The organism is Streptomyces sp. NPDC047706 (genome assembly GCF_043204795.1).
In the GTDB taxonomy this organism is placed as follows: Bacteria; Actinomycetota; Actinomycetes; order Streptomycetales; family Streptomycetaceae; genus Streptomyces.
On sequence record NZ_JBIDCW010000001.1, the window covers coordinates 178,652 to 191,404 of the forward strand.

A 12,753-nucleotide genomic window follows, 5' to 3' on the forward strand; every position below is an offset into this window, starting at 1 on the left:
GATGGGCGTGAGATCTGTGTCACCGCAGGCCGCGAGCCCCCTGAAGGGGGTCGAGGCCTGGATCGCGGGCCCCCACGAGCCCGGCAGGACGCCCGCTATAGGGTCGGGGACCGTGGCGAACAAGAACATTCCCGACCCCGGCTTCTCCGACGACGACGGCTCCGCCGACCCCCGGCTGAGCTCGGCGCTCGCCGCCTGGGCCGGGGACCGCACCGCCGTGGGACCCGTGCTGGCCGCGCTGCGGGGCGCCAGGCTGCTCGTCCCGGTGGTCGCCGTGCTCGGCGAGGTCGAGGAGGACGAGAACGGGCTGCGCCGCGAGAAGACCAGCGACATGGCCGTACCGACGCTGAAGGCCGCCGGCCGCACCGCGCTGCCCGCCTTCACGTCCACCGACGCGCTGGCCCGCTGGGACCCGCAGGCCCGCCCCGTCGCCGTACCGCTGCACCAGGCCCTGCGGGCCGCCGCGCACGAGAAGGCGGACACGGTCGTGCTGGACCTGGCCGGACCCGTGCCGTTCGAGCTGACCGGTCCCGCCCTGCTGGCGCTGGCGGAGGGGCGCACGAGCACCGACCCGCTCACCGACCCGGCGGTCGTCGCGGCGGTACGGGACGCCGTGGCCGCCGAGCCCGCCGTGCTCCGCGCCCACCTCGGACCGGGGCAGGCGGACGGCACCCTGGCCCTCGTCCTCGACCCGGCCGCCGCCCCCGCCGATGCCGCGCGCGCGGTGGCGCGGCGCATGGCGGCCGACGAAACACTGAGGGCCCGCCTGGTGCGCGGCCTCGACCTGGCACTCCTGCCGGCCGGGACCACCCCTCCGGGCGAGCCCCTGTACGTGCGGGAGTGACTAGCCGTAGATCGGGCCCGTGTACTTCTCGCCGGGGCCCTGGCCCGGCTCGTCGGCCACGAGGGAGGCCTCGCGGAACGCCAGCTGGAGGGACTTCAGGCCGTCCCGCAGCGGGGCCGCGTGGAACGAGCTGATCTCCGTCGCGCTCGCGTCCAGCAGGCCGGCGAGGGCGTGGACCAGCTTGCGGGCCTCGTCCAGGTCCTTGTGCTTCTCGCCCTCCTCGGTCAGACCGAGCTTCACCGCGGCCGCGCTCATCAGGTTGACGGCGACCGTGACGATCACCTCGACCGCGGGGACCTCGGCGATGTCGCGGGTCATGGCGTTGAAGTCGGGCGTCTCTTCACTCATGCCGTTCACCATAGGGGCAGAGGCAGAACCGGCCCCAGTCGGCCTCGGTTAGCCGATTCCGGGCGAGGCTGCTAACCTTGTGTAACGACCGGTCGGACACGTATGCCTCACGGCTCACGAGCCCGACCTGCAAGTGGAGGCTTCGAACTCCCACCTGACCGCCCCGAGGGCGGCGGGTCACCGGTCAGGCGGCCCCGTCCTCCGTGACGGCACACCGCCCGAAAGTGCGCCCCGCGGTCACCGCGGCGGTCGCTCCGGTAGTTCGAGGAGCCCCCGCCTGTGATCGTCCGGGGCATTTTTTCTGCTTCGGCGCGGTTCGGTCGAACGAACACAGACGTTACGCGGCTGTCCGCCAGACCGTCGCGTGGTGCTACCGAGGAGGATCCATCAGCGCCGAGCCCCGCATCAACGACCGGATTCGCGTTCCCGAGGTGCGACTTGTCGGTCCCAGTGGCGAGCAGGTGGGCATCGTCCCGCTCGCTAAGGCACTGGAGCTTGCGCAGGAGTACGACCTGGACCTGGTCGAGGTCGCGGCGAACGCCCGTCCGCCCGTGTGCAAGCTCATGGACTACGGGAAGTTCAAGTACGAGTCGGCCATGAAGGCCCGTGAGGCGCGCAAGAACCAGGCGCACACGGTCATCAAGGAGATGAAGCTCCGGCCGAAGATCGACCCGCACGACTATGACACCAAGAAGGGTCACGTCGTCCGGTTCCTCAAGCAGGGCGACAAGGTCAAGATCACGATCATGTTCCGTGGGCGCGAGCAGTCCCGGCCCGAGCTGGGCTACCGGCTGCTGCAGCGACTCGCGGAGGACGTCCAGGACCTCGGTTTCGTGGAGTCGAACCCGAAGCAGGACGGCCGCAACATGATCATGGTTCTCGGTCCGCACAAGAAGAAGACCGAGGCGATGGCCGAGGCTCGCCAGGCGCAGGAGGCCCGCAAGGCCGAAGCGAAGGCCAACCCCGGCAAGTCGCAGAACGCCGCGGACGCCGAGGCTCCGGCAGAGGCCCCCGCCGAGGCGTGACCCCGGGGGACGAGAGTCCCCAGGAGACGTAACCGAAACAAGAGCGACGCTCCACCGTGCCCGGTTTTCGCGACCGGGCACCGGAGCGCCACCGACGAGGAGAGAACGGCGCTATGCCGAAGAACAAGTCGCACAGCGGTGCCAGCAAGCGCTTCAAGATCACCGGCTCCGGCAAGGTGCTCCGGGAGCGCGCCGGCAAGCGCCACCTGCTCGAGCACAAGTCGTCCCGCGTGACGCGTCGCCTCACCGGCAACGCCGAGATGGCCCCGGGCGACGCCGCGAAGATCAAGAAGCTTCTCGGCAAGTGACGTACGGGCGCCACTGAGCGTCGTACGTCTGGACCGGGACCCCATCGAATTCGGGCCGTGTGACGACAACCACGGCCCCGCTACAAGGAGTTAACAAGTGGCACGCGTCAAGCGGGCAGTCAACGCCCACAAGAAGCGCCGGGCGATCCTCGAGCAGGCCTCCGGCTACCGCGGTCAGCGCTCGCGCCTGTACCGCAAGGCCAAGGAGCAGGTCACCCACTCGCTGGTCTACAACTACAACGACCGCAAGAAGCGCAAGGGTGACTTCCGCCAGCTGTGGATCCAGCGCATCAACGCCGCTGCCCGCGCCAACGGCATCACCTACAACCGCTTCATCCAGGGCCTGAAGGCCGCCAACGTCGAGGTCGACCGCAAGATCCTGGCCGAACTCGCCGTGAACGACGCCACCGCGTTCGCCGCGCTCGTCGAGGTCGCGCAGAAGGCGCTGCCGGCGGACGTCAACGCGCCGAAGGCCGCGTGACGCCCGCGCCGGCCTGAGCCGACGTGACGTGACGGACCCGCGGGTTTTCCCTGCGGGTCCGTTCTTGTGTGACCGAGCAGCTGTTGTGAAGGTGAGCCGAGATGCCCCCCGTCAGCCCCGAGCTGATCTCCCCCCGTTCCCCCCGCGTCCTGGCCGCCCGGCGGCTGGCCAGGCGGAACTTCCGGGGGAAGGAGCGGCTGTTCCTCGCGGAGGGGCCGCAGGCCGTGCGGGAGGCCGGGGCGCAGCCGGGGACGCTCGTGGAGCTGTTCGCGACGGTGGAGGCCGCCGAGCGGTACGCCAGCATCATCGGCGAGGCCCGCTGCACCGGCGCCCGGGTGCACCTGGCCTCCGAGGAGGTCATCGCCGACATCTCCACGACCGTGACCCCGCAGGGCCTGGTGGGGATCTGCCGGTTCCTGGACACACCCTTCGAGGAGATCCTCGCCGCCCGGCCGCGGCTCGTCGCCGTCCTCGCCCACGTGCGTGACCCCGGCAACGCCGGGACCGTGCTGCGCTGCGCCGACGCCGCCGGCGCCGAGGCGGTCGTGCTGACCGACGCCTCCGTCGACCTGTACAACCCCAAGGCCGTACGCGCCTCCGTCGGGTCGCTGTTCCATCTGCCGGTCGCCGTCGGGGTGCCCGTCGAGCGGGCCGTGGCCGGGCTGAAGGACGCCGGGGTGCGGATCCTCGCCGCCGACGGGGCCGGGCAGGACGACCTCGACGACGAGCTGGACAAGGGCACCATGGGCGACCCGACCGCCTGGGTCTTCGGCAACGAGGCCTGGGGCCTGCCCGAGGAGACCCGCGCCCTCGCGGACGCCGTGGTGCGCGTTCCGATCCACGGCAAGGCCGAGAGCCTGAACCTCGCGACCGCCGCGGCCGTATGCCTCTATGCGTCGGCCCGTGCACAGCGTGCCCCCGGAGGCTGCCGCAGCGTCACCGCGAGCTAGTAGGGTGGCCAGCTCGGGGGCCTCCTGCTCCGTCTGAGAGGTGGGGTACGCGGATGAGCGTCGGCACGAGCAGCGCTCCGGGGGGCCGGGACGTGCGGCGCCCGCCCGCGCCGCGGTACGGGGAACCGGCCGGGCCCGGCATCGACCCCGACGAACTGCCCGACGGTCTCGTCGTCGCCGACGAGCACGGGCACGTCATCTGCTTCAACGCCGCCGCCGAACGCATCACCGCGGTCGCCGCCGCCGATGTGCTCGGGCAGCCGCTCGACAAGGCGCTGCCCCTGGAGGATCTGGAGGGCAGGCGCTGGTGGCAGCTGACCGACCCCTACGGCGGCCTCGCCACCCGGGTGCGGCAGCCGGAGCGGAACCTGCTGCTGCCGGGCGGGCGTGAGGTGCTCGTCTCGGCGCGCTACGTCCGCACCGGCCCCACCGGACCCGTCCGCCGCGTGGTCGTCTCGCTCCGGGACACCGAGGCCCGCCGCCGTACCGAGCGCAGTCACGCCGAGCTGATCGCCACCGTCGCCCACGAGCTGCGCTCGCCGCTCACCTCGGTCAAGGGGTTCACGGCCACGCTGCTGGCCAAGTGGGAGAGGTTCACCGACGACCAGAAGCGGCTGATGCTGGAGACCGTCGACGCCGACGCCGACCGCGTCACCCGGCTCATCGCCGAGCTCCTCGACATCTCACGGATCGACTCGGGCCGGCTGGAGGTGCGCCGCCAGCCCGTCGACATGGGCGCCGCCGTCGGCCGGCACATCCAGGCGTACGTCGCGGCGGGCCTGCCCGCCGACCGGTTCCTGCTCCGCCTGGAACAGCCACTGCCCGCGCTGTGGGCCGATCCCGACAAGATCGACCAGGTGCTGAGCAACCTCATCGAAAATGCCGTGCGGCACGGCGAGGGAACCGTCACCATCGACATCACGCCCGCCGCGTCCCCCCGCGAAGGAGAGGACGCCGGCACGTCGGTCACCGTGAGCGACGAGGGCACCGGCATCCCGGAGGAGTCCATGAACCGCGTGTTCACCCGCTTCTGGCGGGGCAGCAAGCGCGGCGGCACGGGCCTCGGGCTGTACATCGTCAAGGGCATCGTCGAGGCCCACGGCGGCACCATCACGGTCGGCCGCGCCCGCGGCGGCGGCGCGCAGTTCCGGTTCACGTTGCCCGTGGCGGCGCCGTCGTTCGAATTCTAGGGCGCGCGCGGCGCCGTACAGGGCGGCGGGGATGACGGGTGGGCCCGACGGCCACGGCGCATTCGTCCATCCTCAGCCCGTTAGACTCGGCCTTTGGCACCTTTGTGTCCCACGGACGGCCCAGCCGGTCGGTGACGGGGCCTTCAGCCAGCCAATCGGAAGCACGGGAAGAGATGTCGGCACCCAATAAGTCGTACGACCCTGTCGAGGTCGAGGCGTTGAAACCGGAAGAGATCGAGCGCATGCGGGACGAGGCGCTCGCCGCCTTCGCCGCCGCGGACTCCCTCGACGCGCTCCAGGAGGCCAAGGTCGCCCACACCGGCGGCACCTCCCCGCTGGCGCTGGCCAACCGGGAGATCGGCGCTCTGCCCCCGCACGCCAAGGCCGCCGCCGGCAAGCTGGTCGGCCAGGCCCGGGGCGCCGTCAGCAAGGCCCTGGCCGCCCGCCAGGCCGAACTGGAGGCCGAGCGGGACGCCCGGGTGCTGGTCGAGGAGGCGGTGGACGTCACGCTGCCGCACGACCGCGTGCCCGCCGGTGCCCGCCATCCGCTGACCACGCTCTCCGAGCGCATCGAGGACGCCTTCGTGGCCATGGGCTACGAGGTCGCCGAGGGCCCGCAGGTCGAGGCCGAGTGGTTCAACTTCGACGCCCTCAACATCGGCCCGGACCACCCGGCCCGCGGCGAGGCCGACACCTTCTTCGTGCAGGGCGAGGGCGGCGGCACCGAGTCCGGCGTCGTGCTGCGCACCCACACCTCGCCGGTGCAGATCCGCTCCCTGCTGGAGCGCGAGCTGCCCGTCTACGTGATCTGCCCCGGCCGCGTGTACCGCACCGACGAGCTGGACGCCACGCACACCCCGGTCTTCCACCAGGTCGAGCTGCTCGCCGTCGACGAGGGCCTGACCATGGCCGACCTCAAGGGCACCCTCGACCACATGGTGCAGTCGCTGTTCGGCGAGGGCATGAAGACCCGGCTGCGGCCCAACTTCTTCCCGTTCACCGAGCCGTCCGCCGAGATGGACATGGTGTGCTACGTCTGCCGTGGCGAGTCCGTCGGCAACCCCGACCGGCCCTGCCGCACCTGCTCCAGCGAGGGCTGGATCGAGCTGGGCGGCTGCGGCATGGTCAATCCGCGGGTGCTCACCGCCTGCGGCGTCGACCCGGAGAAGTACAGCGGCTTCGCCTTCGGGTTCGGCATCGAGCGGATGCTGATGTTCCGCCACAACGTCGAGGACATGCGAGACATGGTCGAGGGTGACGTCCGGTTCACGCGGCCGTTCGGGATGGAGATCTGATGCGGGTCCCGCTTTCTTGGCTGCGGGAGTACGTCGACCTGCCGGAGACGGAGACCGGTCGGGACGTGCAGGCCAAGCTCATTTCGGCCGGTCTGGAGGTCGAGACCGTCGAGCAGCTCGGCGACGGCCTCAAGGGCCCCCTGGTCGTCGGCCAGGTGCTGACCGTCGAGGAGCTGGAGGGCTTCAAGAAGCCCATCCGCTTCTGCACCGTCGACGTCGGCCAGGCCAACGGCACCGGGGAGCCCCAGGAGATCGTCTGCGGCGCCCGCAACTTCGCCGTCGGCGACAAGGTCGTCGTGGTCCTCCCCGGCGCCGTGCTGCCCGGCGGCTTCGCGATCTCCGCGCGCCAGACCTACGGCAAGACCTCGCACGGCATGATCTGCTCCAGCGACGAGCTGGGCATGGGCGACGACGGCACCAAGGGCATCATCGTGCTGCCGCCCGAGACAGAGGTCGGCAAGGACGCGATCGAGCTCCTCGAGCTGGTCGACGAGGTGCTGGACATCGCCGTCACCGCCAACCGCGGCGACTGCCTGTCCATCCGCGGCGTCGCCCGTGAGACCGCCATCGCCTACGGCCTGCCGCTGCGCGACCCGGCCCTGCTCGACGTCCCCGCGCCGAACGCCTACGGCTACCCGGTGAAGGTCTCCGAGCCGATGGCCTGCGACCGCTTCACCGCCCGCACGGTCTCCGGGCTGCGCCCCGAGGCCCGCTCCCCGATCTGGCTGAAGCGCCGGCTGCAGAAGGCCGGCATGCGCCCGATCTCGCTCGCCGTCGACGTCACGAACTACGTGATGATGGAGCTCGGCCAGCCGCTGCACGCCTACGACCGCTCCCTGGTCCAGGGCACCATCGGTGTCCGCCGGGCCGCGGAGGGCGAGAAGATCGTCACCCTTGACGGCGTCGAGCGGAAGCTGCACGCCGAGGACCTGGTCATCACCGACGACCGTGGCCCCATCGGACTCGCGGGCGTCATGGGCGGCGCCGACACGGAGATCGCGGACCACGAGGACGCCGAGGGCGGCACGACCGACGTCGTGATCGAGGCGGCGCACTTCGACGAGGTCTCCATCGCCCGCACCGCCCGCCGCCACAAGCTGTCCTCCGAGGCCTCCCGCCGCTTCGAGCGCGGCGTCGACCCGAAGGCCGCCTCGGCCGCCGCGCAGCGCACGGTCGACCTGCTGGTGCTGCTCGCGGGCGGCACCGCCGAGGCCGGTGTCACCGAGATCATGGCACCGTCCGCGCCGCACACCATCACCGTCCCGGCCGACCACCCGGACAAGGTCGCGGGCGTCGGCTACGGGCGGGAGACCGTCGTGCGCCGGCTCCAGGAGATCGGCTGTGACGTGTACGGGCAGGACGAGCTGATCGTCACCGTCCCGTCCTGGCGGCCGGACCTGCTGGAGCAGAACGACCTCGCCGAGGAGGTCATCCGCCTGGAGGGCTACGAGAACCTGCCCTCCACGCTGCCCAAGCCCCCGTCGGGCCGCGGTCTGACCCACCGGCAGCGGCTGCACCGCAGGGTCGGCCGGGCCCTGGCCGGCGCGGGCTACGTCGAGGCGCCGAACTACCCGTTCGTCAGCGAGCAGGTCTTCGACCAGCTCGGCCTGGACGCCGCCGACCCCGCCCGCCGCGTGGTCAGGCTGGTCAACCCGCTCAGCGACGAGGAACCCGCGCTGCGCACGTCGCTGCTGCCGGGCCTGCTCGGCGCGCTGCGCCGCAACGACGGCCGCGGCTCGCACGACCTCGCGCTGTTCGAGACCGGGCTGGTCTTCCTGCCGCGGGATGAGCAGCGCGGCACCGCCGCGCATCTGCCGGTGGACCGCCGGCCCACCGACGCGGAGATCGCCGCGCTCGATGCCGCGCTGCCCGAACAGCCGCGCCACGTCGCCGTCGTCCTCGCGGGCGCCCGCGAGCAGGCCGGCTGGTGGGGCAAGGGCCGTCCGGGCGACTGGGCCGACGCCGTCGAGGCCGCGCGTACGGTCGCCCGCGAGGCGGGTGCGGAACTCGTCGTGCGCAAGGGCCGGTACGGCCCGTGGCACCCGGGCCGCTGCGCCGAGCTCGTGGTCGTCGCCGGCGGCACCGAGCGGGTCGTCGGCCACGCCGGTGAGCTGCACCCGCGCGTGGTGAAGGCGCTGGGCCTGCCCGCGCGCACCTGCGCGACGGAGCTGAACCTGGACGCCCTGGAGGAGACCGGGAACGGCACCCCGCAGGCACCCCGCATCTCGTCCTTCCCGGTGGCCACGCAGGACGTCGCGCTGGTCGTCGAGCAGGCGGTCGCTCACGCGGACGTCGAGGCCGCCCTGCGTGAGGGCGCCGGCGAACTGCTCGAGTCCATCCGGCTGTTCGACGTGTACGAGAACGCCGAACAGCTCGGCGCGGGCCGGAAGTCGCTGGCGTACGCGCTGCGGTTCCGGGCCGGTGACCGGACGCTGACCGTCGACGAGGCGTCCGCGGCACGGGACGCGGCGGTGGCGCTGGCCGCGGAGCGCACGGGCGCGGTGTTGCGCAGCTAGACCCCCGCGGGGGACCGCGGGTTCGGTCATGGCCGGCCGCGCGGTTCCCCGCCCCCGGGGGCTACGGAATCACCTCACTCGTTCGGGTGGGATCTTGCGGTGATCTGGTCCTACCGGGCCGTGCGGCGACAGAATCGGACCGGCCTTTCGAGGTCGGTCTGCGCTGTCACGGCCTGCATGGGAGGCCACCCGCATGATCCGTATCAGGGCCCTGGGATTGCCCACGATGTGGGGTGCCCTGGCGATCACCTACAAACTGGCCTGTCCGCTCGCCCAGCAGACCTCCCTCGGCGCGCGGATCGTCACCAGCGCCGTGTTCTTCGCCGTCGGCACCGGCCTCGTCCTGCATGTCCGCCGGACGCTGCTGCGTGAGCTGAGACAGGCCCGCAAGGCTGCCGGCGCCGCCCAGAGCGCACTGTTACGGCCGCTGCCCCCACGCATCGACGGGCTGAACGTCGCCGCGGCGCAGCTGTCCGCCGACCGCGGTTCCTCCCTCGGCGGTGACCTGTACGAGGTGATGGCCACCGAGCACGGTGTACGGGTCGTGATGGGCGACGTGCGGGGCCACGGGCTCGAGGCGCTCGGGACGGTCGCCGCCGTGCTGGGCAGTTTCCGTGAGGCCGTGCACGACGAGCCCGACCTCGGCCGGGTGCTGCACAGACTGGACCGCGCGCTGGCCCGGCACCTGCGCGAGAGTGCGTCCGCGGAGCAGAACGAGGAGTTCGTGACCGTCCTGCTGCTGGAGATCGGCCGGGACGGCGAGGTGCGGGCGCTCAACTGCGGGCATCCGTGGCCGTACCGGCTGCGGGACACCGGTGTCGAGCCGCTGTCCCCGGACGAACCCCTGCCGCCGCTCGGCCCGTTCCCGCTGCCGGCCGAGCTGCCCGCCGTACGGCACGGCGAACTCCGCCCCGGCGACGCGCTGTTCCTCTTCACGGACGGTGCCGAGGACGCCCGCGACGGGCGTGGCCGGTTCTTTCCGCTCGCGGACGAGCTGACCGAGGCCGCCCGCGACGGCACGCTCTCTCCGCAGGCCCTCCTGGGGGCGGTGTTCACCCGCCTGTTACGGCACACGAGCGGCAACCTTCCCGACGACGTGGCCCTGCTGATACTCCGCAACGAACGCGAACCCCGACGGTCGCCGGGCCGGCGCGCAACCGCGCGGCACGCCACGATGCGCCCGCAGCCGACAACGCGCCGCTAGCCCGACGGCCTCCCGGCGTGAGCCCCCGGCAGGGCCGCCGCACTGATACGAGGGGGGAGCCGGCGGCCCGGCCGGCCTCTTTCGAGGCAATTCAGTCAACCGGTAGGAAACTCCCCGCAACAGCGCGCGCACCCTGCGGACTCGCGCACTTCGTTCACACCCCGTGTGAAGCCGGATTCACTACGCTGTCGACACCGAGCCACCCGGGGGGCCTCCCATGCAGCCCAACACTCTGCTCGACGCGATCCTGGACGAGGCGGGGATCTCGCACGCCGGTCTCGCGGCCCATGTCAACCAGGCCGGACGGGCCCGAGGGCTCGCACTGCGCTACGAACACACCGCCGTGGCCCGCTGGCTGAAGGGCCAGCGGCCGCGCGGCCAGGTGCCCGACCTCATCTGCGAGGTGCTCGCCGCCCGCCTGCACCGACCGGTCACCCTCGACGACATCGGCCTCGGCGTCCCGGGCCGGGCCGCCACCGCGCACGCCACCTCGCTGTCCGGGTTCGTCGAGCGTGCCACCGCCCTGTGGCGCTCGGACGAACAGCAGCGGCCGCATGTGCTGGGCGCGCCCGCGGTGACCGGGACGCCCGCCGTGATGCCGGTGTGGGAGTGGGAGAACCCGCCCGAGGACGTCGACGTCTCGCGCGGCGGCCCGCACCGGGTCACCCCGGCCGACCTCGACATGCTGCGTGCCGCCCGCGCGCACTACGAACAGATGTACCGCAAGGCCGGTGGCATAGCGACCCGCGCCCGGATCGTCGGCTTCCTCAACGCAGAGGCCGCGCCGCTGCTGCGCGGCAGCTACACGGACGCCACCGGCCGCCAGCTCCACCGCGCCACCGGCGGGCTGGTGGCGATCGCCGGGATCTGTGCCTACGACTCCGACGCGCACGGCCTCGCCCAGCGCTACTTCCATCAGGCGCTGCGGCTCGCCAAGGCCAGCGGTGACCGGGGGCTCGGAGCGTATGTGATCGCGCTGCTGGTCAACCAGTCGCTGTTCATGCGGGAGCACCGCCAGGCCGTCGCCTTCGCCGAGGCCGCGCTGCGTGCCGCCGGCAAGCAGATCACCCCGGCCCTCGCCTCCGACCTGTACGCGATGCAGGCGAAGGCGTACGCGCACCTCGGCGACGGCACGAGTGCCCTGGCCTGCATCCGGCGGGCCGAGCAGGCCGCCGAACGCATCCGGCGCGGCCACGAACCCGACGAGACCGGCTATGTCCAGCCGGGCCTGGTCAACGTGCAGGTGGCGGAGGCGCTGCTCAGTCTCGGCGAGCTCGCCGCCGCCGGGGAGCACGCCACGGCGGCCGTGGACACCCCCGCGCACGACCGGGGCCGGGTGCACCGGCTCGCCATGCTCAGCACCGTCGAACTGCGCCAGGGCAACGCGGAGAAGGCGGTGGCCACCGCGGTGGAGATGGCCGAGCAGGCCCGCGGCATGGAGTCCCAGCGGCTGCGCGACAGACTCCGGGCGGTGCGCGAGCATCTGGCGCACAGCGGTGGCGCGGGCACGGCCGAGGCCGCCGAACTCATCGACGGGGCCCTGCGCGTACCGCTGTAGACGAGCCTGTTCCCTGGAGTGCTGTCCCTGCTGCGATATTGCCACTTACTCGAAGGAAGGTGGCAGGACCGTGCAGTGGACGAAACAGAACGAACAAATGGTGTATGAAAACCGCTGGTTCAGCGTCAACCTCGCGGACGTGGAGCTCCCGGACGGGCGGCACCTCGACCACTTCCTGATACGGATGCGGCCCGTCGCCGTGGCCACGGTGGTCAACGAGGCGAACGAGGTCCTGCTCCTGTGGCGCCACCGCTTCATCACCGACAGCTGGGGGTGGGAACTCGCGGCCGGCGTCGTCGAGGACGGGGAGGACCTCGCGGGTGCGGCGGCCCGGGAGCTGGAGGAGGAGACCGGCTGGCGGCCGGGACCCCTGAGGCACCTGATGAGCGTGGAGCCGTCCAACGGCCTCACCGACGCCCGGCACCACATCTACTGGGCCGACGAGGGCGAGTACGTCGGACACCCGGTGGACGACTTCGAGTCGGACCGCAGGGAGTGGGTCCCCCTGAAGGTCGTCCCCGACCTGGTCGCCCGCGGCGAGGTCCCGGCCGCCAACATGGCGGCCGCGCTGCTGTTGCTGCACCATCTCAGGCTGGGCCAGGACTCCCAGCCCTGAGCTACCTCCCCAGTGCCTGCCAGAGGGACACGACCAGGGCGCCCACAGCCGTCACGGCCGCGACCGACGGCAGTGGCCAGCGGGCGTGTTCCAGGGTGACGAGGCGGGCGTTCACCTCGTCGAGTTCCTTGGTCGTCTCCTCGGTGCGGTGGCTGAGCAGCGCCAGCCCGCCCTCGACCCGTGCGTACGCCACGTCTAGCCGGCGCCGTAACTCTGCGAGTTCACCATGGACGACGGAATGCTCGGGATCGGCGGTCACGAACCGCTCCTTTCCGTAGTCGAATCACATCCCTTGCATGCGCACCACGAGTCAACTCGCCTGGTGGGCGCGTGGGGAGCGTGTGCGTGGGGCATATGCGTGCCCGGCGCGCACACGGTGTGTGAATACCGCGGGCCCGGCACCGGAAGACCGGTGCCG

General features: G+C 72.1%; 13 protein-coding genes. 11 read left to right on the top strand and 2 right to left on the bottom strand.

Annotated elements, in window-relative coordinates; genetic code table 11:
• Positions 1-112: 112 nt before the first annotated feature.
• The gene (locus tag ACGF8A_RS00840) at positions 113-844 is read left to right on the top strand and encodes an SseB family protein (protein ID WP_393102795.1); all 732 of its coding nucleotides are present in this window, start codon (positions 113-115) and stop codon (positions 842-844) included.
• Here the strand turns inward: ACGF8A_RS00840 and ACGF8A_RS00845 are convergent, their stop codons facing one another.
• Complete coding sequence (locus tag ACGF8A_RS00845; RefSeq protein ID WP_393102797.1) at positions 845-1,192, bottom strand: DUF1844 domain-containing protein; 348 nt, start codon at positions 1,190-1,192, stop codon at positions 845-847.
• Positions 1,193-1,578: 386 nt separating this feature from the next.
• On the opposite strand from ACGF8A_RS00845, the gene infC reads away from it, so the two are divergent.
• The 10 genes from infC to ACGF8A_RS00895 all read left to right on the top strand — a co-directional run bounded on the left by infC (position 1,579) and on the right by ACGF8A_RS00895 (position 12,335).
• Positions 1,579-2,217: a translation initiation factor IF-3 gene (infC, locus tag ACGF8A_RS00850; RefSeq protein ID WP_393103169.1), complete on the top strand. Its 639-nt coding sequence runs from the start codon at positions 1,579-1,581 to the stop codon at positions 2,215-2,217.
• A gap of 113 nt (positions 2,218-2,330) precedes the next feature.
• A complete protein-coding gene (gene rpmI / locus ACGF8A_RS00855) occupies positions 2,331-2,525 on the top strand; it encodes a 50S ribosomal protein L35 (protein WP_003977225.1) in 195 nt (64 codons plus the stop codon).
• A 97-nt stretch (positions 2,526-2,622) separates the two neighbouring features.
• Positions 2,623-3,006, top strand: coding sequence for a 50S ribosomal protein L20 (rplT, locus tag ACGF8A_RS00860; protein ID WP_004933571.1), 384 nt, complete (start codon positions 2,623-2,625; stop codon positions 3,004-3,006).
• Between the two features lie 101 nt (positions 3,007-3,107).
• Positions 3,108-3,956, top strand: coding sequence for a TrmH family RNA methyltransferase (locus ACGF8A_RS00865; protein WP_393102799.1), 849 nt, complete (start codon positions 3,108-3,110; stop codon positions 3,954-3,956).
• A gap of 53 nt (positions 3,957-4,009) precedes the next feature.
• Complete coding sequence (locus ACGF8A_RS00870) at positions 4,010-5,146, top strand: ATP-binding protein (protein WP_393102801.1); 1,137 nt, start codon at positions 4,010-4,012, stop codon at positions 5,144-5,146.
• Positions 5,147-5,319: 173 nt separating this feature from the next.
• Positions 5,320-6,441, top strand: a complete 1,122-nt coding sequence (gene pheS, locus ACGF8A_RS00875) for a phenylalanine--tRNA ligase subunit alpha (protein ID WP_393102803.1) — start codon at positions 5,320-5,322, stop codon at positions 6,439-6,441.
• Positions 6,441-8,957 (top strand): phenylalanine--tRNA ligase subunit beta, encoded by a 2,517-nt coding sequence (gene pheT / locus ACGF8A_RS00880; RefSeq protein WP_393102805.1) that lies wholly within the window; start codon positions 6,441-6,443, stop codon positions 8,955-8,957. The genes pheS and pheT overlap by 1 nt, the downstream gene beginning before the upstream one ends.
• A 193-nt stretch (positions 8,958-9,150) precedes the next feature.
• Complete coding sequence (locus tag ACGF8A_RS00885; RefSeq protein WP_393102807.1) at positions 9,151-10,161, top strand: PP2C family protein-serine/threonine phosphatase; 1,011 nt, start codon at positions 9,151-9,153, stop codon at positions 10,159-10,161.
• 217 nt (positions 10,162-10,378) lie between these two features.
• Positions 10,379-11,719, top strand: a complete 1,341-nt coding sequence (locus tag ACGF8A_RS00890) for a transcriptional regulator (RefSeq protein ID WP_393102809.1) — start codon at positions 10,379-10,381, stop codon at positions 11,717-11,719.
• A gap of 70 nt (positions 11,720-11,789) precedes the next feature.
• Complete coding sequence (locus ACGF8A_RS00895; RefSeq protein WP_393102811.1) at positions 11,790-12,335, top strand: NUDIX hydrolase; 546 nt, start codon at positions 11,790-11,792, stop codon at positions 12,333-12,335.
• A gap of 1 nt (position 12,336) precedes the next feature.
• Here the strand turns inward: ACGF8A_RS00895 and ACGF8A_RS00900 are convergent, their stop codons facing one another.
• Positions 12,337-12,594: a hypothetical protein gene (locus tag ACGF8A_RS00900; RefSeq protein WP_393102813.1), complete on the bottom strand. Its 258-nt coding sequence runs from the start codon at positions 12,592-12,594 to the stop codon at positions 12,337-12,339.
• Between the last annotated feature and the right edge of the window lie 159 nt (positions 12,595-12,753).

Bases quoted from the DNA above. Each gene is read 5' to 3' on its own strand.
- rpmI (WP_003977225.1), top strand. From the start codon at position 2,331: ATGCCGAAGAACAAGTCGCACAGCGGTGCCAGCAAGCGCTTCAAGATC.
- ACGF8A_RS00885 (WP_393102807.1), top strand. From the start codon at position 9,151: ATGATCCGTATCAGGGCCCTGGGATTGCCCACGATGTGGGGTGCCCTG.
- ACGF8A_RS00845 (WP_393102797.1), bottom strand. From the start codon at position 1,192: ATGAGTGAAGAGACGCCCGACTTCAACGCCATGACCCGCGACATCGCC.
- ACGF8A_RS00870 (WP_393102801.1), top strand. From the start codon at position 4,010: ATGAGCGTCGGCACGAGCAGCGCTCCGGGGGGCCGGGACGTGCGGCGC.
- pheT (WP_393102805.1), top strand. From the start codon at position 6,441: ATGCGGGTCCCGCTTTCTTGGCTGCGGGAGTACGTCGACCTGCCGGAG.
- ACGF8A_RS00890 (WP_393102809.1), top strand. From the start codon at position 10,379: ATGCAGCCCAACACTCTGCTCGACGCGATCCTGGACGAGGCGGGGATC.
- pheS (WP_393102803.1), top strand. From the start codon at position 5,320: ATGTCGGCACCCAATAAGTCGTACGACCCTGTCGAGGTCGAGGCGTTG.
- ACGF8A_RS00865 (WP_393102799.1), top strand. From the start codon at position 3,108: ATGCCCCCCGTCAGCCCCGAGCTGATCTCCCCCCGTTCCCCCCGCGTC.